This window comes from Pantoea sp. OVA07A (assembly GCF_019969975.1).
In the GTDB taxonomy this organism is placed as follows: Bacteria; Pseudomonadota; Gammaproteobacteria; order Enterobacterales; family Enterobacteriaceae; genus Pantoea; species Pantoea agglomerans.
This window is the reverse complement of sequence record NZ_JAHXYM010000006.1, coordinates 131088-150826: the sequence shown is the minus strand read 5'-3', so window position 1 is coordinate 150826 and position 19739 is coordinate 131088. Positions and strand designations below refer to the sequence as shown.

The 19739-nt window shown below is 57.4% G+C and carries 20 protein-coding genes; 14 read left to right on the top strand and 6 right to left on the bottom strand.

Annotation, left to right across the window (positions count from 1 at the left end; genetic code table 11):
- Window positions 1–90 precede the first annotated feature (90 nt).
- Window positions 91–756 (bottom strand): 7-cyano-7-deazaguanine/7-aminomethyl-7-deazaguanine transporter, encoded by a 666-nt coding sequence (locus LC417_RS18585; RefSeq protein WP_010253331.1) that lies wholly within the window; start codon window positions 754–756, stop codon window positions 91–93.
- A gap of 204 nt (window positions 757–960) precedes the next feature.
- On the opposite strand from LC417_RS18585, the gene tusA reads away from it, so the two are divergent.
- On the top strand, window positions 961–1212 hold the full coding sequence (tusA, locus tag LC417_RS18580) for a sulfurtransferase TusA (RefSeq protein ID WP_010253330.1): 252 nt from the start codon (window positions 961–963) through the stop codon (window positions 1210–1212).
- Between the two features lie 53 nt (window positions 1213–1265).
- Here tusA and LC417_RS18575 read toward each other — a convergent pair whose 3' ends face one another.
- Window positions 1266–3557 carry a zinc/cadmium/mercury/lead-transporting ATPase gene (locus LC417_RS18575; RefSeq protein ID WP_223566217.1) on the bottom strand — a complete coding sequence of 764 codons (2292 nt, stop codon included), beginning with the start codon at window positions 3555–3557 and terminating at the stop codon, window positions 1266–1268.
- Between the two features lie 93 nt (window positions 3558–3650).
- Entirely contained in the window at window positions 3651–4280 is a 630-nt protein-coding gene (locus tag LC417_RS18570) for a lysoplasmalogenase (protein WP_010253326.1), read from the bottom strand.
- Between the two features lie 144 nt (window positions 4281–4424).
- Between LC417_RS18570 and LC417_RS18565 the strand changes: the two genes are divergently transcribed.
- Entirely contained in the window at window positions 4425–4781 is a 357-nt protein-coding gene (locus LC417_RS18565) for a DUF2500 domain-containing protein (protein ID WP_022624010.1), read from the top strand.
- A 26-nt stretch (window positions 4782–4807) separates the two neighbouring features.
- Here the strand turns inward: LC417_RS18565 and LC417_RS18560 are convergent, their stop codons facing one another.
- Together LC417_RS18560 and rsmD are read right to left on the bottom strand one after the other, a co-directional pair.
- The gene (locus LC417_RS18560; protein ID WP_003852192.1) at window positions 4808–5080 is read right to left on the bottom strand and encodes a DUF1145 family protein; all 273 of its coding nucleotides are present in this window, start codon (window positions 5078–5080) and stop codon (window positions 4808–4810) included.
- Window positions 5070–5669 carry a 16S rRNA (guanine(966)-N(2))-methyltransferase gene (gene rsmD / locus LC417_RS18555; protein WP_010253321.1) on the bottom strand — a complete coding sequence of 200 codons (600 nt, stop codon included), beginning with the start codon at window positions 5667–5669 and terminating at the stop codon, window positions 5070–5072. The genes LC417_RS18560 and rsmD overlap by 11 nt, the downstream gene beginning before the upstream one ends.
- A gap of 232 nt (window positions 5670–5901) precedes the next feature.
- Between rsmD and ftsY the strand changes: the two genes are divergently transcribed.
- From ftsY to rpoH, 4 genes are all read left to right on the top strand, one after another.
- Window positions 5902–7593: a signal recognition particle-docking protein FtsY gene (gene ftsY / locus LC417_RS18550; protein WP_191921914.1), complete on the top strand. Its 1692-nt coding sequence runs from the start codon at window positions 5902–5904 to the stop codon at window positions 7591–7593.
- Between the two features lie 5 nt (window positions 7594–7598).
- The gene (ftsE, locus tag LC417_RS18545; RefSeq protein ID WP_010253318.1) at window positions 7599–8267 is read left to right on the top strand and encodes a cell division ATP-binding protein FtsE; all 669 of its coding nucleotides are present in this window, start codon (window positions 7599–7601) and stop codon (window positions 8265–8267) included.
- Window positions 8257–9240, top strand: coding sequence for a permease-like cell division protein FtsX (gene ftsX / locus LC417_RS18540; RefSeq protein ID WP_010253316.1), 984 nt, complete (start codon window positions 8257–8259; stop codon window positions 9238–9240). The genes ftsE and ftsX overlap by 11 nt, the downstream gene beginning before the upstream one ends.
- Window positions 9241–9479: 239 nt before the next feature.
- Window positions 9480–10337 carry an RNA polymerase sigma factor RpoH gene (gene rpoH, locus LC417_RS18535; protein ID WP_010253314.1) on the top strand — a complete coding sequence of 286 codons (858 nt, stop codon included), beginning with the start codon at window positions 9480–9482 and terminating at the stop codon, window positions 10335–10337.
- 59 nt (window positions 10338–10396) lie between these two features.
- Here the strand turns inward: rpoH and panM are convergent, their stop codons facing one another.
- Window positions 10397–10792 (bottom strand): aspartate 1-decarboxylase autocleavage activator PanM, encoded by a 396-nt coding sequence (panM, locus tag LC417_RS18530; protein WP_033759053.1) that lies wholly within the window; start codon window positions 10790–10792, stop codon window positions 10397–10399.
- Window positions 10793–11187: 395 nt separating this feature from the next.
- Between panM and LC417_RS18525 the strand changes: the two genes are divergently transcribed.
- The 8 genes from LC417_RS18525 to ugpE all read left to right on the top strand — a co-directional run bounded on the left by LC417_RS18525 (window position 11188) and on the right by ugpE (window position 19738).
- Window positions 11188–12300: a branched-chain amino acid ABC transporter substrate-binding protein gene (locus tag LC417_RS18525; protein ID WP_223566216.1), complete on the top strand. Its 1113-nt coding sequence runs from the start codon at window positions 11188–11190 to the stop codon at window positions 12298–12300.
- Between the two features lie 134 nt (window positions 12301–12434).
- Window positions 12435–13361, top strand: coding sequence for a high-affinity branched-chain amino acid ABC transporter permease LivH (gene livH / locus LC417_RS18520; protein ID WP_009087789.1), 927 nt, complete (start codon window positions 12435–12437; stop codon window positions 13359–13361).
- Complete coding sequence (locus LC417_RS18515; protein WP_010253305.1) at window positions 13358–14629, top strand: high-affinity branched-chain amino acid ABC transporter permease LivM; 1272 nt, start codon at window positions 13358–13360, stop codon at window positions 14627–14629. Before livH ends, LC417_RS18515 begins: the two co-directional genes overlap by 4 nt.
- Window positions 14626–15393, top strand: coding sequence for a high-affinity branched-chain amino acid ABC transporter ATP-binding protein LivG (livG, locus tag LC417_RS18510; protein WP_010253302.1), 768 nt, complete (start codon window positions 14626–14628; stop codon window positions 15391–15393). Before LC417_RS18515 ends, livG begins: the two co-directional genes overlap by 4 nt.
- A 1-nt stretch (window position 15394) precedes the next feature.
- The gene (livF, locus tag LC417_RS18505; RefSeq protein WP_029519452.1) at window positions 15395–16108 is read left to right on the top strand and encodes a high-affinity branched-chain amino acid ABC transporter ATP-binding protein LivF; all 714 of its coding nucleotides are present in this window, start codon (window positions 15395–15397) and stop codon (window positions 16106–16108) included.
- Between the two features lie 529 nt (window positions 16109–16637).
- Window positions 16638–17954 carry a sn-glycerol-3-phosphate ABC transporter substrate-binding protein UgpB gene (gene ugpB / locus LC417_RS18500; RefSeq protein WP_010253297.1) on the top strand — a complete coding sequence of 439 codons (1317 nt, stop codon included), beginning with the start codon at window positions 16638–16640 and terminating at the stop codon, window positions 17952–17954.
- A gap of 54 nt (window positions 17955–18008) precedes the next feature.
- The gene (gene ugpA, locus LC417_RS18495; protein WP_187507254.1) at window positions 18009–18896 is read left to right on the top strand and encodes a sn-glycerol-3-phosphate ABC transporter permease UgpA; all 888 of its coding nucleotides are present in this window, start codon (window positions 18009–18011) and stop codon (window positions 18894–18896) included.
- Window positions 18893–19738: a sn-glycerol-3-phosphate ABC transporter permease UgpE gene (ugpE, locus tag LC417_RS18490; protein ID WP_223566215.1), complete on the top strand. Its 846-nt coding sequence runs from the start codon at window positions 18893–18895 to the stop codon at window positions 19736–19738. Before ugpA ends, ugpE begins: the two co-directional genes overlap by 4 nt.
- Window position 19739: the final 1 nt, after the last annotated feature.

Below are 19739 nucleotides of genomic sequence, written 5' to 3'. Positions count from 1 at the left end.
AGGCATTAATACAACAGGAATCAGGTTGCAAACGCAACCTGATGATTGTCAGAAGATCTTAGCGGATAGTAGTGGAAACCGTATGGGCGCTTAGCCGAAATTGACCTGGCGGGCGGTCTGGCGTTCAGCCAGACGTTTCAGCGCCGCGTTGAGCAGCACGCCGTAGGCGGGCAGGAAGAAGACCATGCAGATCAGCACTTTGAAGCTGTAATCCACCAGGGCAATCTCAACCCAGTGCTGCGCCATAAACGCATCGGGGCTTTTATAGAAGGCGATAAAGAAGAAGGCCAGCGTATCGCTGATATTCCCCAGGAACATGGCGCAGCCCGGCGCAATCCACCACTGTGGCAGGCGACGCAGACGGTTGAACACGTGAACGTCGAGGATCTGACCCAGCGCGTAAGCCATAAAGCTGGCGCAGGCGATACGGGCAACAAACAGATTCATCACTTCCAGTGCCTGCCAGCCCTGCCATTCACCCTGATAGAACAGCGCCGAGACACTGTAAGAGATAAACAGTGCCGGGATCATCACGGCCAGAATAATGCGTCGGGCCAGTGGTGCGCCAAAAATACGCACGGTGAGGTCGGTCGCCAGGAAGATAAACGGGAAGCTAAATGCACCCCAGGTGGTGTGGAAGCCAAACACTGAAATGGGCAGCTGAACCAGATAGTTACTCGAAGTGATCACCAGCAGGTGAAACAGCGATAACCAGAAAAGCGCATGCATGCGCTGACGCGAAGAAAATGCGAGCATATTCAACCTTTTTAATGTTGGGGTGAGGGAACCCATTGCGGGACGCCGTTCGGGCAGCGCCTGGCAGTTTTATGAGCAAAAAGCGGCGGCATCTTACCGCGTTGTGCTTTTTATGCAATGGTTAATTTTAGCGCAATCGTTATCGCCTTGCTTCACCGCCAGCACGCGCTAGAATGAGCGCCCCTTACCTGAACCGAGTTGATTATGAGCGATGCTTTTTCCTCTGCCGACCATCAGCTGGATGCCCGTGGCCTGCGTTGCCCGGAGCCGGTGATGATGGTGCGCAAAACCGTACGCAGCCTGCAGGATGGCGAGACGTTGCTGATCATCGCCGATGATCCGGCCACCACGCGTGATATTCCCGGCTTCTGCCGCTTTATGGAACATGGCTTGCTGGCGCAGCAAACCGACACGCTGCCCTATCAGTTTCTGATCCGCAAAGGCATGGCGGGTTAACGACAGCCGTACAGGCCGCGTTAACCTCACTCTTCAGATCAGAAGCCGCCTGCTCAGGCGCGGCGACGCAGTAACCGCAGCGCGTTGGCGGTGACCAGCGCGGTCGCACCCGAATCTGCCAGCACCGCCAGCCAGAGTCCGGTCAGACCCAGCAGGGTTGTGACCAGGAAAATCGCCTTCAGCCCCAGCGCAATACCGATATTCTGGCGGATGATACGCCGTGTCCGGCGTGCCAGCGCAATCATCGGAGCCAGATTGCTGAGCTGATTACGCGTCAGGGCAGCATCGGCCGCTTCCAGCGCCACATCGGTGCCGCTGCCCATCGCAATGCCCAGCGTTGCCGCTTTCATTGCCGGCGCGTCGTTAATGCCATCCCCGACCATCGCCAGCGGCTGTTGCTGACTCAGTTCACGGATCGCCGCGACTTTATCGGCGGGCAGCAGACTGGCGCGATAATCAATATCGAGCTGGCGGGCAATGGTCGCCGCAGCGCGCGGATTGTCGCCGGTCAGCATCAGGCTCTCAATACCCAGCTTTTTCAGCGCCTTTAACGCCTCGACGGCGTCGTCGCGCAGCTGATCGCGCAGAGCCAGCGCACCCAGCGATTCGCCATCGCGCATCAGCACCACCAGCGTTTCACCTTCGGCTTCCTGTTGCGCTATCTGCGCATTTTGCTGCGGCGTCAGACCGGGTGCATGGCCGGGCGTCAGCAGCTGAATCTGCTGGCCAGCGACTTTCGCGCTGATGCCGCGTCCCGCCTGCACCTGCTGATCCTGCGCGTCAGGAATCACCAGATCACGCGCCTGCGCGGCCGCCACGATAGCGCTGGCCAGCGGATGGGTGGCACCCTGTTCCGCAGCGGCGCTCAGCGCCAGCATCTCTGACTCGCTGGCCGTGCCAAAGCGCAGGATCTGCGTCAGCTGTGGCTTGCCCAGCGTCAGGGTACCGGTTTTATCAAACGCCATTCTGCGCACCGAACTCAGCCGCTCCAGCGCCGCACCGCCTTTGATCAGTGCGCCCTGTCGCGCCGCTGCAGCCAGCCCGGAGGTAATGGCGGCAGGCGTGGAGATCACCAGTGCACAGGGGCAGCCAATCAACAGCAGTGTCAGCCCTTTGTAGATCCACGGCTGCCAGTCGCCTGCGCCGAGCAGTGGCGGCACCACCATCACCAGCAGCGACAGCAGCATGACCAGCGGCGTGTAAATACGGCTGAACTGGTCGATAAAGCGTTCGACCGGCGCACGATGCGTTTCCGCTTCTTCAATCAGCTGCAGGATACGGTCGATCGCGCTTTCACCCGGCTTCGACACCACTTCCAGCATCACCAGCCGATCAACGCTGGTGGCACCGGCAAGAATTTTTTCGCCGCTGGCCCGCGTTACCGGTAGCGATTCACCGGTCAGCGCGCTCTCATCGAAACTGGCAAGCGGGCTGATTAAGCTGCCATCGACCGGCAAGCGGCTGCCCGCCGCGACTTCAATCACATCGCCGGGTTGCAGCGCTGCGAGCGGTACCTCAGTACGTTTGCCCTGTTCAAGGCGGATCGCCGATTCAGGCCGCAACGCCATCAGGCTGGTAACACCGCTGCGCGCCCTGGAAGCGGCATAGCTTTCCAGCTGTTCGCCCAGCTGAAACAGCACCAGCACCATCGCGGCTTCAGCGTGTGCGCCAATAATCAGTGCGCCAGCTGACGCCAGCGTCATTAATGTCTCAATAGTAAAAGGCGATCCGCTGCGCAGACGCTGCCAGGCGCCGCGCGCCACCGGGACCAGGCCGACCAGCGTGGTCAGCACAAACAGCCGATCGCCCCAGGCGGGCGCGAACTGGCTGAGAATGCTGCTGGCAAGCACCAGCAGCGCCAGCAAAATCAGCATCCGGTTATGCTGCCAGCCCGGCGTAGCGGGGGGTGTGGCCGACGTGGCTGATGGGGTTGCGAGCTGGAAGCCAGCTTTTTTCACCGCCTGTTCAACGGCGTTTTGTACATCCTGGTCAGCGTTGACCACCAGTTTCTCGCTGCTGAACAACACACGGGCGTCGGTCACGCCACTTACCTGACGGACAGCGGTTTCAATGGTGCGGGCACACGACGGGCAATCCATCCCGCTGACCTGCCAGCTAAAGGGATAACTGTCGGCACCTCGCCGGTCGCTTTCCTCAGCGGTGTCGGCGTCGTTGCCAGGGCTGCAGTGACTGTCACAGCAACAGCCTGCCGTCTCGGCAGGGACAGGCGTCGCGGCATGAATAGAAAGGGAGAGGGGGCGGGCCTGGCGAACCTGGCACAGCGGTTTTGCTGCGGCGTGACTGGCACGGGGTTTGCCGCAGCCACAGGCGTGATGTTGATGCATATGACCTCCAGAGTGTAAGAATAGTGGGATGAGCAACGCAGCCCATCCTTTATCCTACACTCTGGAGTGAACTCCAGAGTCAAGGCTATTTTTTCAGACGACCCACAACGAGCGCACGATCATAAAGTGACCGGCGAAGTAGCAGGCGGCGACAATCGCGCTGTCGGCGGTAAAGCGGCGACGATAGTGTGAGATAAACCAGACGGCGTTTGCCAGCAGCAGCAGACCGGCACCCACCATGATCGAGAAGCTGTAATCGGTCGGGCGGAAGAAGTACTGCTCGGTCGCTATCCAGGTCATCACCAGCGTCATGCCGATAAAGGTGCAGACAGGCCAGCGCAGATCTTCCAGTCGGCTCCAGATGATGCCAATCAGGGCGGCACCGATGATGAGCAGCGTCAGCGGAATCGGCCAGAAGAAGGTCATGGTCATGCTGGCGGCGAAGCAGAGGGTATAAAGCAGGTGCGACAGGAAGAAAGCCCCGATGGCATAGAGCATCTGCTGACGCGGCAGCAGCGTTAACGCATCACCGACCAGCGTCGCGACCAGACCGGCCAGAATCAGGTAGTCCGTAGTCTGCAGCACCGGTGCCTGCCAGGCCAGCCCGACAAGCAGCAGCAGCGTGACCGGCTTAAATAACCAGCGTTGCCATTGCGGGCCGCGATAGGTGGCGTCGACATAGAGCCAGCCGGAGAAAAGTACAGCGAGGAAAGACCAGAGCATTGTTTCTCCCTTTTTTGTTCAAAATGGTGAAAGATCCCAAAATATCCCTTCCAGTTTAGGTTAAGCCTCTGAGATGTGACAATCAGGCAACTCTGGTTGTATGCTTTGCCGCCTGATTAATCATCCTGCAGGCACCAGATCGCTATGAGCAAACCGCCGCTAATCTTTATCATCGTTCTGGCGATTATCGCCGTGCTGGCGACCCGTCAGTTCATTAAGCAGCGCCGGGAAGTGGCGGTGAATGACGCTTCACCCGAGCGTTCTCTGCAGGCTGAGGTCAAAACCAAACGTGAATTTCCTGCACCCAATCGCCGTTCACGGCAGCGGGAAGTGATCGCCGGGGAAGAGATGCGCTACGAGGTGCTGTTTCACCCGCTGAACGGTGCCAGCGACATCAAAGTGCAGCTTAAAGAGGCGGAATATCATCAGCTGGACAAGGGCGCCAGAGGCGAGCTGAAGATGCAGGGCACGCGCTTTATCAGCTTCACACCCCGGCAGTAACCGGCGGGCATCGCGCCCGCCCGGGATTATTTCTTGCGTGGGAAGTTTTTCTTCTGCCAGGCGACCAGTTCGAACACCCCGAACAGAAACACTTTGGCCTGGGTGACGCGGTCAATCGGCGGCGCATCTTTGGTCTGCGTGGTGCGAAGTAACACCAGCTGCAGGCCATGCATCAGGATCATGAAAATCAGCGCAACGTTGATAAAATAAGTCAGCGGTTTCGGGTAGGGATGAACCAGGTTAGCCAGCAGAAATCCCCACACGCATAGCATCAACAGACGCCCCAAATTAAGTAACATCCTGCGTCTCCTGTTGACGTTGATACAAACGATAAGCCACTTGTCCGGCTATTTTCTCGCGATAAAGATCCCACTCTGGCGGCACCGGCGGTGCGCCATTTTCCACTTCACTTTCGACGTAAATCAGCGCCTGATCGGCCAGCCAGTGATTCTGCTCCAGCAGCTGTAACGTCTGTTCCAGCAATCCCTGACGAAACGGCGGATCGATAAACACCACATCAAACGGTTCACCTGGCTGTGCCAGCCAGCTTAACGCATTGGTCTGAATCACGGTGCCATTACTGGCGCGCAACGTCTGCAGATTTTTTGTCAGCTGCTGCGCCACCGGCCGTTCCAGCTCCAGCAGCGTCGCCGATCCCGCGTAACGCGACAGGGCTTCCAGTCCTAATGCGCCGCTACCGGCAAAGCAGTCGAGGCAGCGCGCCTCTGGCAGCACCGGGGCCAGCCAGTTAAACAGCGTCTCACGTACCCGATCGGTGGTCGGGCGCAGTCCGGCGCTGTCCGGCACCGGCAGTTTGCGTCCGCGCCACTGGCCGCCAATGATGCGAATCTGCCCGGCACCGCCTGTACTGCGGGGGTTTTTATTCATCTTGCTCACAACTCGTCATAATTTGTTGCGTAGTTTAACGGGCGAATCGGTGAGAAGAAACGTTAAAAAAGGGTGCTGTGGTGAGCTGGCTGGAAAGTGTTAGACTACTGAGTTGCTGAAGTCATGCATTATTCTGCGGTTTACGCCGGTCTGGCGCTGACCAACTTTCATTGATTTACCCCTGGAAACCACGCGCGACCGGGACAAAGCCATCGAGGAGTGTCGTCACACAATGGCAAAAGAGAAAAAACGTGGCTTTTTTTCCTGGCTGGGATTTGGCAAAGAGGAAGAGAAACAACCTGTCGCGGAGGAGCAGACACAAGAGGTCGCAGAACCCGCAGAGCAGCAGGCAGAACAGGACGCCCCGGCATTAAGCCAGGCTGAAGCGCAAGCGGAAGAGACTGTCGTTATCACCGAAACGGTGGCCGGGCAGCAGCGTGAGGCGGAAGTCACCGCGGCAGCGCCGCACGAGTCAGCACCCATGGTGCTGGATGAAGCTGCGCCGATTGAGGCCGATCCTGAAGCGCTACTGGAAATCACCGCACCTGAACATGACGCGACGCCGGTTATTGACGCCGACGACGTGGTAAAACCAGCCGTTGATGCGGAACCCGCCGATGCGCCGTTAAGCGAAGAAGAGCTGACCGCGCTGGCACTGGGCGACGCCCCGATCGTTGAAACCCCGGACAGCGAAGCGGACGCGCCATTAAGCGAAGAAGAGCTGACCGCGCTGGCGCTGGATGACGCCGGGATCGTTGAAACCCCGCACAGCGAAGCCGAAGCGCCGTTAAGCGATGAAGCGCTGACGCCGGACGAGGCTGCGATCGTTGAAACCCCGGACAGTGAAGCGGAAGCACCGCTCACCGAAGAAGAGCTGACCGCACTGGCACTGGGCGAAGCTGAAGTCACCGACACGGAACCGGCAGAGACATTATCCGATACCGTCAGCGATCTCCCGCTGGCCGCCGCGCCACTCATCGTGCAGGAGCAGGAGCGTCCCAGCAAAGAGGGCTTCTTTGCCCGCCTGAAGCGCAGCCTGGTGAAAACCCGTCAGAACCTCGGTTCCGGTTTTGTCAGCCTGTTCCGTGGCAAAAAGATTGATGATGAGCTGTTTGACGAGCTGGAAGAGCAACTGCTGATTGCGGATGTGGGTGTGGATACCACTCGCCGCATCATCACGCATCTGACCCAGCAGGCAAACCGCAAGCAGCTGCGTGACGCGGAAGCGCTCTACGGTCTGCTGAAAGCGGAGATGGCCTCGATTCTGGCAAAAGTGGATGCGCCACTTGAAGTCTCAGGCAAAACGCCGTTTGTTATCCTGATGGTTGGTGTCAATGGCGTAGGTAAAACCACCACCATCGGTAAACTGGCGCGCCAGTATCAGGCTGAAGGCAAATCTGTGATGTTAGCGGCTGGTGATACCTTCCGCGCCGCGGCTGTTGAGCAGCTGCAGGTGTGGGGCCAGCGCAATAACATTCCGGTGATTGCTCAGCACACCGGTGCAGATTCCGCTTCGGTGATCTTCGATGCTATTCAGGCCGCGAAATCGCGTGGCGTTGACGTGCTGATTGCCGATACCGCGGGTCGTCTGCAGAACAAATCGCATCTGATGGAAGAGCTGAAAAAAATCACCCGCGTGATGAAGAAACTGGATGATTCAGCGCCACACGAAGTGATGCTGACGCTGGATGCCAGCACCGGACAGAATGCGGTCAGCCAGGCCCGACTGTTTAATGAAGCCGTTGGCGTGACCGGGATTGCGCTCACCAAGCTGGATGGCACCGCCAAAGGCGGCGTGATCTTCTCGGTGGCCGATCAGTTCGGTATTCCGATTCGCTACATTGGTGTCGGTGAAGGCATTGAAGATTTACGGCCGTTTAAGGCGGAAGATTTTATTGAGGCACTGTTTGCCCGAGAGGACTAATTAGGATGATTCGCTTTGAAGAGGTCAGTAAGGCATATCTCGGCGGACGTCAGGCGCTGCAGGGGGTAGATTTCCGTCTGCGTCCCGGCGAAATGGCGTTTCTGACCGGCCACTCCGGTGCCGGTAAAAGTACCTTGCTGAAGCTGATTTGTGGCATTGAGCGCCCGAGTGCCGGAAAAATCTGGTTCAGCGGCCATGACATTTCCCGCCTGCGTAACAGCGAGGTGCCTTTCCTGCGTCGTCAGATCGGCATGATTTTCCAGGATCACCACCTGCTGATGGATCGTTCGGTTTATGAAAATGTGGCGATCCCGCTGATTATCTCCGGTGCCAGCGGCGAAGACATTCGTCGTCGCGTTTCGGCGGCACTGGATAAAGTGGGTCTGCTCGACAAAGCGAAAAGTTATCCGATTCAGCTTTCTGGCGGTGAACAGCAGCGTGTGGGCATCGCCCGTGCGGTGGTGAACAAGCCAGCCGTGCTGCTGGCCGATGAACCGACCGGTAACCTTGACGACGCGCTGTCAGAAGATATTCTGCGCCTGTTCGAAGAGTTTAACCGCGTCGGCGTCACCGTCCTGATGGCGACGCATGACAGCGGTCTTATCGCCCGACGCAACTACCGGATGATGACGCTGAATCAGGGACGTCTGCACGGAGGCCACGATGGTCAATAAACGCATTAAACGTCCGGCTGCGCCGAAAGCGAAGCAGCAGTCGAAGAGCAAAGCGCTGAAAGGCGGCTGGCAGGAGCAGTGGCGCTATGCGCTGCGCGGTACGCTTTCTGATATGTGGCGTCAGCCGCTGGCAACCCTGCTGACGGTGATGGTCATCGCCATTTCACTGACGCTGCCCAGCGTCTGCTACATGGTGTGGAAAAACGTCAGCCAGGCGGCAACGCAGTGGTATCCGGCGCCGCAGTTAACCGTTTATCTCTCCAAAACGCTGGATGACACGGCGGCAGAAAACGTGGTGGCGCAGCTCAAGCAGGTCGAAGGCGTGGATAACGTCAACTACCTGACGCGGGAAGAGGCGCTGAACGAGTTCCGCAACTGGTCAGGCTTTGGCGGCGCAATGGATATGCTGGAGCAGAATCCGCTGCCTGCGGTGGCCATCATCACACCTAAGCTCAATTTCCAGAACTCAGACACCATGCAAAGCCTGCGCGATCGGGTGACCAAAGTGCAGGGCGTGGATGAAGTGCGTATGGATGATAGCTGGTTTGCGCGGCTGGCGGCGCTGACCGGGCTGGTGGGGCAGATCGCTTCAATGATTGGCGTGCTGATGATCGTGGCAGTGTTCCTGGTGATCGGTAACAGCGTCCGGCTCAGCATCTTTGCCCGACGCGACACCATTAACGTGCAGAAGCTGATTGGTGCCACTGACGGCTTTATCCTGCGTCCGTTCCTCTATGGCGGGGCGCTGCTGGGCTTCAGCGGGGCGGTGCTGTCGCTGCTGCTGTCGGAAGTGCTGGTGCTGCGTCTGCAGTCCGTTGTTGCCAGTGTAGCGACGGTATTTGGTACCACCTTCTCGCTGGAAGGCTTCTCCTGGGATGAGGCGCTGCTGCTGTTACTGATTGCGGCGATCATCGGCTGGGTGGCTGCGTGGCTGGCAACGGTACAACATTTACGTCGATTTACGCCGCAGTAAACGCCTGCAACATTTTTTTGTTATAATGGTCCTCTGCTACCGATGGTGGGTGCAGAGGATATTCCCCTCTTCCCTTCCTGTCATCTGTGTGTAAAATATTCACCGCTATAATTGAACTTGTGGATAACTTTACCACTCTAAGTAGCACAGATTGCTTTCGGATTTCGCGCGACGTTGACGTAATGTATCGTCTGCGCAGGGAAATGTGCGGCAATTCCACTGAATTTGTGAGGGTTTGAATGACCAAAGAAATGCAAACTTTAGCTATTGCTCCTCTTGGCAACCTGGAGTCTTACGTCCGGGCTGCGAATACCTGGCCGATGCTCTCGGCAGAAGAGGAAAAAGCGTTGGCTGAACGGCTGCATTACCAGGGCGATCTGGATGCGGCAAAGACGCTGATCCTGTCTCACCTACGCTTTGTAGTTCATATCGCTCGTAATTACTCCGGCTACGGTCTGCCACAGGCTGACCTGGTCCAGGAAGGCAATATCGGCCTGATGAAAGCGGTACGTCGCTTCAACCCAGAAGTGGGCGTGCGTCTGGTTTCGTTTGCCGTGCACTGGATTAAAGCGGAGATTCACGAATACGTGCTGCGTAACTGGCGTATCGTGAAAGTCGCGACCACCAAAGCACAGCGTAAGCTGTTCTTTAACCTGCGTAAAACCAAGCAGCGGCTGGGCTGGTTCAATCAGGACGAAGTCGAGATGGTTGCGCGTGAGCTGGGCGTAAGCAGCAAAGATGTGCGTGAAATGGAATCGCGTATGGCCGCGCAGGATATGACCTTTGATATGTCTGCCGACGACGAGAGCAGCGAAGGCCGCTCTATGGCACCCGTGCTTTATCTTCAGGATAAAACCTCTGACTTTGCTGACGGCATTGAAGAGGATAACTGGGATGCGCATGCGGCTGACAAGCTGAGCTATGCGATGGAAGGTCTGGATGAGCGTAGTCAGCACATCATTCGCGCCCGCTGGCTGGACGAAGACAATAAAACCACGCTGCAGGAGCTGGCCGATCAGTACGGCGTGTCAGCCGAACGTGTCCGGCAGCTGGAAAAGAACGCCATGAAGAAACTGCGTATGGCGATCGAAGCGTAACGCACTTCGACATCTTAAGGGGCGACTTTATGTCGCCCTTTTTGTTTTTCTGCGCCTGACTATTCTACCGCCATTATCCAGCCGTCACTCTGCGCCCTGAAGCCACACGCCTGCATAAAGGCTGCCCGCACCTGCTGATCGTCACTGCCATCATCGGCAATCCACCAGTCCGCTATCGACCCATTCTGCCTGATCGTCTCCTCCAGTAAATATTGTCCCACCCCGCGTCGCCGGGTGACATCGCGCACCGACAGCCGGTGAATTTTGCCGTGGATCCCGGCGATTTCCAGCTGCAAACCCGCCAGTAGCCGGTCGTTAAAACGGGCAGCATAGAGACGATGGCGCTCATCCAGCTGCTGCTCCAGTTGTTCAATCTCCAGATCCGGCCAGACTTTGCCAAGATCGATGCGGTCCTGCGCGGTCAGCGTGGTTAAACGCTGGATAGTGAGCTTCATAACAAAAACCTCTGTAACAGGGGAAAGTGCAGCGAAAATGTACAACCAGAGTGCTACCACATTTTCATCAATAAAACAGGTCAAAAGATGGTCGGGATGCCAGGATGATAGTTGTAAACAGGGAGAGCGTGCGATCAATCCAGCATAACGCGCTGGCAAAGCGGTGAAAAACCGGCCGTTGCCTCCAGTGTATTATGCTGTTTCACTCAGTCAATTCTGAATATGTCAGTTGATTTACAGAAGAAACTTCCTGTTTAATAACCTGAAAAATAAAGCCTTATTAATAAAAAATGTCAGAAAAGTACGCTAACTCATTCATGCTTAATCAGTTTTCGACTTTATCTGACAGCACAAACACTCACAACATACACGACAAAACAAATGGGGTAGTCAGGATGAAAATGAAAGGTCGCGCATTACTGGCGGGATGTGTAGCACTGGCGATGAGCCATGCGGCGCTGGCTGAAGATATCAAAGTGGCGATTGTCGGCGCAATGTCTGGCCCGGTGGCGCAGTACGGCGACATGCAGTTCGCCGGTGCGACTCAGGCGATTGAAGATATCAACGCCAAAGGCGGTTTTAACGGCAACAAACTGGTTGCGGTGAAATATGACGACGCCTGTGACCCGAAACAGGCGGTTGCGGTAGCGAACAAGGTGATTAACGACGGCATCCGCTACGTGATCGGCCATCTCTGCTCTTCATCCACCCAGCCCGCTTCTGACATCTATGAAGATGAAGGCGTGCTGATGATTACCCCGGCGGCGACCGCCCCTGACCTGACTTCCCGCGGCTATAAACTGATTATGCGCACCACCGGTCTCGACTCCGATCAGGGGCCGACCGCCGCGAAATATGTGATGAGCGAGCTTAAACCGCAGCGCATCGCCGTAGTGCATGACAAACAGCAGTATGGCGAAGGCCTGGCGCGCTCCGTACAGGAGAGCCTGAAAAAGCAGGGCGCCAATATCGTGATGTTTGAAGGTATCACCGCTGGCGATAAAGATTTCTCTACGCTGGTCGCGCGCTTCAAGAAAGAGAACGTCGATTTCGTCTATTTCGGCGGTTACTACCCGGAAATGGGTCAGATCGTGCGTCAGGCACGTGCTGCGGGCCTGAAAACCCAGTTTATGGGACCGGAAGGCGTGGGTAACGCCTCGCTGTCGAACATCGCCGGTGCCGCTTCTGAAGGCATGCTGGTGACCCTGCCAAAACGCTACGACCAGGTTGAAACCAACAAACCGATCGTGGAAGCGCTGAAAGCGAAGAAACTGGATCCGACCGGACCGTTCGTCTGGACCACCTATGCCGCACTGCAGTCGCTGGCAACCGGCATGGAGCGCAGCAAGAGCGCTGAGCCGGACGCTATCGTGAAAAACCTCAAGGAAGGTGCGGCGGTGCCAACCGTGATGGGCAACCTGAACTGGGATGAGAAGGGTGACCTTAAGGGCTTTGAATTCGGCGTCTTTAAATGGCATGCCGATGGCACCTCGACTGCTGTGAAGTAAACCAGGCTGTTTTGTGGTGAGCGGGAGGCCGGTTAACCGGTTTCCCCTGACCAGCGACACGAACGCCTGGTGCTGGTCTGCCAGGCGTTTTTTGTACCCCGATCGCCCATGATCGGTTAAGTAAGGGTCAAGGTATGTCCGAGCAGTTTCTCTATTTTATTCAGCAGATGTTTAACGGTGTGACCCTGGGCAGCACCTACGCGCTGATCGCCATCGGTTACACCATGGTTTACGGCATTATCGGCATGATCAACTTCGCCCACGGCGAGGTCTACATGATCGGTAGCTATGTCTCCTTTATCGTGATTGCCGCCCTGATGATGATGGGCATCGACACCACCTGGCTGATGATTGCGGCCGGCTTTGTGATGGCGGTAATTATCTCCAGCGCCTACGGCTGGAGCATTGAGCGCGTCGCCTACCGGCCTGTGCGCTCGTCCAAGCGCCTGATTGCGCTGATCTCCGCCATCGGGATGTCGATATTCCTGCAAAACTACGTCAGCCTGACGCAGGGTTCACGCGACCTGGCGCTGCCGAGTCTGATTACCGGACAGTGGACGGTAGGCGAGAGCAACGGCTTTGCCGCTACCATCTCCACCATGCAGATAGTGATCTGGGTGGTGACGTTCCTGGCGATGCTGGCGCTGACCACCTTTATCCGCTATTCACGCATGGGCCGCGCCTGCCGCGCCTGCGCAGAAGACCTAAAAATGGCCAGCCTGCTGGGAATTAATACGGATCGCGTGATCTCGCTGACCTTTGTCATCGGTGCCGCGATGGCCGCGGTGGCGGGCGTATTGCTGGGACAGTTCTACGGTTCAATCAACCCCTTCATCGGCTTTATGGCAGGTATGAAGGCATTCACCGCCGCCGTGCTGGGCGGGATTGGCAGTATTCCGGGCGCGATGATTGGTGGTCTGGTACTGGGCATCGCCGAGGCGCTGACCTCGGCCTATCTCAGCACGGAATATAAAGATGTGGTCTCGTTTGCCCTGCTGATTGTGGTGCTGCTGGTGATGCCGACCGGGATTCTGGGTCGCCCGGAGGTCGAAAAAGTATGAAGACTTCCTTTATCAATGCCCTGATCTCCTCGGTGATGCTGCTGGTGCTCGCTACCTTCTTTATGGGGCTGCGCCTGAATCTGGACGGCACTAATCTGGTGGTGCAGAACGCCGGTAGCGTGCGCTGGAACTGGATCGCCACAGGCTGTGCGGTGGTGTTTCTGTTTCAGCTGCTGCGTCCGGTATGGCAAAGCGGCCTGAAGAAAATTTCCGGTCCGGCGCTGGTGTTACCGGGTCTGGATGGCTCGACGCCGAAGCAGAAGCTGGTGATGGCGGTGCTGATTATCGCCGCCGTTGCCTGGCCATTCCTGGTGTCACGCGGCACCGTGGATATCGCCACCATGACGCTGATCTACGTGATGCTCGGTCTGGGCTTAAACGTGGTGGTCGGCCTCTCTGGCCTGCTGGTGCTGGGTTATGGCGGCTTTTACGCTATCGGTGCCTACACCTTTGCGCTGCTGAACCACTATTACGGTCTCGGCTTCTGGCAGTGCCTGCCGCTCTCCGGCATAGTTGCCGCGCTGTTTGGTCTGCTGCTGGGCTTCCCGGTGCTGCGACTGCGCGGCGACTATCTGGCGATAGTGACGCTGGGCTTCGGTGAGATCGTGCGTATTCTGCTGCTGAACAATACCGCCCTGACCGGCGGGCCGAACGGCATCAGCCAGATCCCGAAACCGACGCTGTTTGGTCTGGAATTTGGCCGTACGCCGCGGGAAGGCGGCTGGGATACCTTCCATAACTTCTTTGGGCTGAAGTACGATCCCAGTGACCGCATTATCTTCCTCTACCTGGTAGCGCTGCTGCTGGTGGTGCTGACGCTGTTTGTGATCAACCGGCTGCTGCGGATGCCGCTGGGCCGAGCCTGGGAAGCCCTGCGCGAGGATGAGATTGCCTGTCGTTCACTGGGCCTCAGCCCGACTCGCATCAAGCTGACCGCCTTTACCATCAGTGCCGCGTTTGCCGGTTTTGCCGGCAGCCTGTTCGCGGCGCGTCAGGGCTTTGTCAGCCCGGAATCCTTTACCTTTGTCGAATCCGCCTTTGTGCTGGCGATTGTCGTCCTGGGCGGGATGGGGTCGCAGTTTGCGGTGATTCTGGCCGCCATCCTTCTGGTGGTGTCACGCGAGCTGATGCGCGATCTCAATGAGTACAGCATGCTGGTGCTGGGTGGCCTGATGGTGCTGATGATGATCTGGCGTCCGCAGGGCCTGTTGCCGATGAAGCGTCCGCATCTGAAGCTCAGAACCGGTAAACAAGGAGAGCAGGCATGATTCAGCCTTTATTAGCCGTTGAAGGCCTGATGATGCGCTTCGGCGGTCTGTTAGCCGTGAACAATGTGGCGCTGGAGCTGCGTCCGCAGGAGATCGTTTCGCTGATTGGCCCCAACGGTGCCGGTAAAACCACCGTGTTTAACTGCCTGACCGGCTTTTACAAGCCAACCGGCGGGACGATCACATTGCGTGAGCAGCATCTGGAAGGGTTGCCGGGCCAGAAGATTGCGCGGATGGGCATCGTGCGGACGTTCCAGCACGTGCGTCTGTTCCGTGAGATGACGGTCATTGAGAACCTGCTGGTGGCGCAGCATCAGCATCTGAAAAGCGGCGTATTTTCCGGTCTGCTGAAAACCCCGGCGTTTCGCCGCAGTGAGAGCGAGGCGCTGGATCGTGCGGCGACCTGGCTGGAGCGGGTGGGGCTGCTGGATCTGGCTAACCGTCAGGCGGGCAATCTGGCCTATGGTCAGCAGCGTCGGCTGGAGATTGCGCGCTGTATGGTGACGCGCCCGGAAATCCTGATGCTGGATGAACCGGCGGCGGGCCTTAACCCCAAAGAGACCCACGAGCTGGATGCGCTGATTGCGGAACTGCGTGGCGAACACAAGGTGTCGGTGCTGCTGATTGAACATGATATGAAGCTGGTGATGGGGATTTCTGACCGTATTTATGTGGTCAATCAGGGAACGCCGCTGGCTAACGGAACGCCGGAAGAGATTCGTAATAACCCGGATGTCATTCGTGCCTATTTAGGAGAGGCCTGAGATGGCAAATGCGATGTTAACCATTGAGAACGTCAGCGCCCACTACGGCAAAATTCAGGCGCTGCACAACGTCAGTCTCTATATCAATCAGGGCGAAATCGTCACCCTGATTGGCGCTAACGGTGCCGGAAAAACCACGCTGCTGGGTACGCTGTGCGGCGAGCCGCGCGCGACGCAGGGCACCATTACCTTTGATGGCAAAACCATCACCGACTGGCAAACCTCGCGCATTATGCGTGAAGCGATCGCCATCGTGCCGGAAGGCCGGCGCGTCTTTTCGCGCATGACGGTAGAAGAGAACCTGGCGATGGGGGGCTTTTTTGCCAGCCGTCCGGACTATCTGACACGTATCAAGCGCGTTTATGAACTCTTCCCGCGGCTGGAGGAGCGTAAAATCCAGCGCGCCGGGACGATGTCGGGCGGCGAACAGCAGATGCTGGCGATTGGCCGTGCGCTGATGAGCCAGCCGCGCCTGCTGTTGCTGGACGAACCGTCGCTGGGACTGGCACCGATCATTATTCAGCAGATCTTCGACACCATTGAGCAGCTGCGCAGCGAGGGGATGACGATTTTCCTGGTGGAGCAGAATGCGAATCAGGCGCTGAAGCTGGCGGATAGGGGCTATGTGCTGGAGAACGGGCATGTGGTGCTCGAAGACACAGGTTCAGCACTTCTTTCCAACGAAGCCGTCCGCAGCGCGTACCTCGGAGCTTAATATTCAGAGGCCTGGCTTGCTTGCCATTTCGACACCGGGCAGTGCTCGTAATCCTCACGTATATATATACGCTCCGGTTACTGCGCGCTTTGGTACACAGGCCTGGCTTACTGGTCAGGTTGCGGTTGGGCAGTGCTCGCCATCCTCACGTACTACGTGTACGCTCCGGTGGCTGCGCGCTGTCCGCCCGCAACCTGCCTGCGCCGCCGACGGCCTTCAAAATGGGTGTGTGATGCGGCGCAGACGGCCTTGAGTGTCGGTGTTAGAGGGGCCGCCATCGCCTTTTGCATTTGGTGAAGTAGAATCCGCTGCGGGCTTTTTTACTGCCCAGCCGCTCTGCAAATTATGTAACCAAAACCTGGCAGCAGTGACGCGTTACCGCTGCGCTGCCAGCCTCCTCTTTTGCGCATACCGGTCTGTCACCCGGCTGTCATCTTTCTGTTATTAATCCTTCATTTCCCCGTGTCATGTTACTTCGCGAAACAGAAATCCGTGATTTCACGCGTATTTACCTGCACAGGAAAATTCTATGTCCGTCGTTACCTTTCGTCGTAGCCTGATGAGCGTGCTGCTCGGTCTGACGCTCAGCAGCCATGCCATGGCCGCCACTGAGATCCCTTTCTGGCACTCTATGGAAGGCGAGCTAGGCAAAGAAGTGGATTCGCTGGCACAGCGTTTTAACCAGACGCATCCCGATTACAAAATTGTTCCGACCTACAAAGGTAACTACGAGCAGAGCCTGGCGGCAGGGATTGCGGCAGTGCGCAGCGGCAAAGCCCCTGCGGTGCTGCAGGTTTATGAAGTCGGTACGGCGACCATGATGGCCTCGCAGGCGATTGTGCCGGTGCATCAGGTCTTCAAAGACGCCGGTATCCCCTTTGATGAAAAGCAGTTCGTGCCAACGGTGGCGGGCTACTACAGCGACAGCAAAGGTCAGCTGATCTCTCAGCCGTTCAACAGCTCGACGCCAGTGCTCTACTACAACAAAGATGCCTTTAAAAAAGCGGGTCTGAACCCGGATCAACCACCGAAAACCTGGCAGGAGCTGGCGACGGATGCCGCTGCACTGCGCAAATCGGGCATGAGCTGTGGCTACGCCAGCGGCTGGCAGGGATGGATCCAGATTGAAAACTTCAGCGCCTGGCACGCTCTGCCGGTAGCGACCAAAAACAACGGGTTTGACGGACTCGACGCCGTGCTGGAGTTCAACAAGCCGGTACTGGTTCGTCATATCGAGCTGCTGGAAGCGATGAACAAGAAAGGGGACTTCACCTACTTTGGCCGCAAAGATGAGTCCACCGCCAAGTTCTACAACGGCGACTGTGGCATCACCACCGCCTCATCCGGTTCGCTGGCTGATATCCGTCATTACGCCAAATTCAACTTCGGCGTTGGCATGATGCCGTATGACGAGACCGTGCCGAATGCGCCGCAGAACGCCCTGATCGGCGGTGCCAGCCTGTGGGTGATGAAAGGCAAAGATGCGACAACCTACAAAGGCGTGGCTGAGTTTATGCAGTTCCTCGCTAAACCGGAAATCGCTGCGGAATGGCACCAGAAAACGGGTTATCTGCCGATTACCACCGCCGCCTACGAGCTGACTAAACAGCAGGGCTTCTACGATAAGAATCCGGGTGCGGATATCGCCACCCGTCAGATGATGAACAAGCCGCCACTGCCGTTCACCAAAGGCATGCGTCTGGGCAACATGCCGCAGATTCGTACCGTGATCGACGAAGAGCTGGAAAGCGTCTGGACCGGCAAGCAGTCGCCGCAGAACGCGATGGATAACGCAGTGAAACGCGGTAACGAGTTGCTGCGCCGCTTCCAGCAGCAGGTGAAGTAATCTCTCCTTGCGGGCCAGCTCAGGCTGGCCCCTCTCTCTGACGCCAGGTACACCATGTCTTCATCTCGTCCGGTCTTTCGCACCAGTCTGTTGCCCTATCTTCTGGTGCTGCCGCAACTGCTGATTACCGCCATCTTCTTTCTCTGGCCTGCCGGTGAAGCGTTGTGGTACTCGCTGCAAAGCCTCGATCCCTTTGGCATCGCCAGCAGCTTTGTCGGGCTGGAAAACTTCAGACGCCTGTTTGCCGATCCTTATTATCTGGATTCGTTCTGGACCACCATAAAATTCAGCGGCATGGTCACGGTGTTCGGCATGGTCTTTTCGCTGCTGCTGGCGGCGCTGGTGGATTATGTGGTGCGGCTGCGCCGTCTCTATCAGACGCTGTTGCTGCTGCCCTACGCCGTTGCGCCTGTCGTGGCCGCGGTACTGTGGATGTTCCTGTTTAATCCGGGCCTGGGCCTGTTCAGCTATCTGCTGAACCACATCGGCTACAACTGGAACTACGCGCAAAACAGCGGTCAGGCGATGTTCCTGATTGTGCTGGCATCAATCTGGCAGCAGATGAGCTACAACTTCCTGTTCTTCTTCGCCGCACTGCAATCGATCCCCAAATCGCTGGTGGAAGCCGCCGCCATTGACGGTGCCGGACCGGTGCGTCGCTTCTTCAACCTCTCGCTGCCGCTGATTACGCCGGTCAGCTTCTTCCTGCTGGTGGTGAATCTGATCTACGCCTTCTTCGATACCTTCCCGGTGATCGATGCCGCCACCGGCGGCGGGCCGGTGCAGGCGACCACCACGCTGATCTACAAAATCTATCGCGAAGGCTTTACCGGTCTGGATCTCTCCTCGTCCGCTGCGCAGTCGGTGGTGCTGATGCTGCTGGTCATCGGGCTGACGGTGCTCCAGTTCCGCTTTGTTGAACGTAAGGTGCAATACCAATGATTGAGAATCGACGCGGGCTGGATCTCTTCAGCCACATCGTGCTGGTGCTGGGCGTGCTCACCATCCTGTTTCCACTCTATGTTGCCTTTGTGGCGGCGACGCTGGATAACGAAGCGGTCTATCATGTGCCGATGACGCTGGTGCCCGGCACGCACCTGTGGGAGAACATCTCGCGCATCTGGACGCATGGCGTCAACGGCAACGGGCCGGCGTTTGGCCTGATGCTGCTCAACAGCATGATCATGGCGCTGGGCATCACCTTCGGCAAAATCACGGTGTCGATGCTGTCAGCGTTTGCGCTGGTCTGGTTTCGCTTTCCGCTGCGCACGCTCTTTTTCTGGCTGATCTTCATCACCCTGATGCTGCCGGTAGAGGTGCGTATCTTCCCGACAGTACAGGTGATTGCCGATCTCAACCTGCTCGACAGCTACAGCGGATTAACCCTGCCGCTGATGGCCTCGGCAACCGCCACCTTCCTGTTCCGCCAGTTCTTTATGTCGCTGCCGGATGAGCTGGTGGAGGCGGCACGCATCGACGGTGCCAGCGCGATGCGCTTCTTTATCGACATTGTTCTGCCGCTGTCGAAAACCAATCTGGCGGCGCTGTTTGTGATCACCTTTATCTACGGCTGGAACCAGTATCTCTGGCCGCTACTGATCATCAACGACGCCAGCCTCGGCACGGCGGTGGCGGGGATTAAAAGCATGATCTCCTCCAGCGGATCGCCGACCCAGTGGAATGAAGTGATGGCGGCAATGTTATTAACCCTGATCCCACCGCTGGTGGTGGTGTTAGTCATGCAGCGTGCCTTTGTGCGCGGTCTGGTTGAGAGTGAGAAATAAG

Coding starts and splice junctions, on each gene's coding strand:
- livH (WP_009087789.1), top strand. CDS start 12,435: ATGTCCGAGCAGTTTCTCTATTTTATTCAGCAGATGTTTAACGGTGTG.
- LC417_RS18585 (WP_010253331.1), bottom strand. CDS start 756: ATGCTCGCATTTTCTTCGCGTCAGCGCATGCATGCGCTTTTCTGGTTA.
- tusA (WP_010253330.1), top strand. CDS start 961: ATGAGCGATGCTTTTTCCTCTGCCGACCATCAGCTGGATGCCCGTGGC.
- ftsE (WP_010253318.1), top strand. CDS start 7,599: ATGATTCGCTTTGAAGAGGTCAGTAAGGCATATCTCGGCGGACGTCAG.
- LC417_RS18525 (WP_223566216.1), top strand. CDS start 11,188: ATGAAAATGAAAGGTCGCGCATTACTGGCGGGATGTGTAGCACTGGCG.
- LC417_RS18570 (WP_010253326.1), bottom strand. CDS start 4,280: ATGCTCTGGTCTTTCCTCGCTGTACTTTTCTCCGGCTGGCTCTATGTC.
- ugpE (WP_223566215.1), top strand. CDS start 18,893: ATGATTGAGAATCGACGCGGGCTGGATCTCTTCAGCCACATCGTGCTG.
- ftsY (WP_191921914.1), top strand. CDS start 5,902: ATGGCAAAAGAGAAAAAACGTGGCTTTTTTTCCTGGCTGGGATTTGGC.
- panM (WP_033759053.1), bottom strand. CDS start 10,792: ATGAAGCTCACTATCCAGCGTTTAACCACGCTGACCGCGCAGGACCGC.
- rpoH (WP_010253314.1), top strand. CDS start 9,480: ATGACCAAAGAAATGCAAACTTTAGCTATTGCTCCTCTTGGCAACCTG.
- LC417_RS18565 (WP_022624010.1), top strand. CDS start 4,425: ATGAGCAAACCGCCGCTAATCTTTATCATCGTTCTGGCGATTATCGCC.
- ftsX (WP_010253316.1), top strand. CDS start 8,257: ATGGTCAATAAACGCATTAAACGTCCGGCTGCGCCGAAAGCGAAGCAG.
- LC417_RS18575 (WP_223566217.1), bottom strand. CDS start 3,557: ATGCATCAACATCACGCCTGTGGCTGCGGCAAACCCCGTGCCAGTCAC.
- ugpA (WP_187507254.1), top strand. CDS start 18,009: ATGTCTTCATCTCGTCCGGTCTTTCGCACCAGTCTGTTGCCCTATCTT.
- rsmD (WP_010253321.1), bottom strand. CDS start 5,669: ATGAATAAAAACCCCCGCAGTACAGGCGGTGCCGGGCAGATTCGCATC.
- livG (WP_010253302.1), top strand. CDS start 14,626: ATGATTCAGCCTTTATTAGCCGTTGAAGGCCTGATGATGCGCTTCGGC.
- livF (WP_029519452.1), top strand. CDS start 15,395: ATGGCAAATGCGATGTTAACCATTGAGAACGTCAGCGCCCACTACGGC.
- ugpB (WP_010253297.1), top strand. CDS start 16,638: ATGTCCGTCGTTACCTTTCGTCGTAGCCTGATGAGCGTGCTGCTCGGT.
- LC417_RS18560 (WP_003852192.1), bottom strand. CDS start 5,080: ATGTTACTTAATTTGGGGCGTCTGTTGATGCTATGCGTGTGGGGATTT.
- LC417_RS18515 (WP_010253305.1), top strand. CDS start 13,358: ATGAAGACTTCCTTTATCAATGCCCTGATCTCCTCGGTGATGCTGCTG.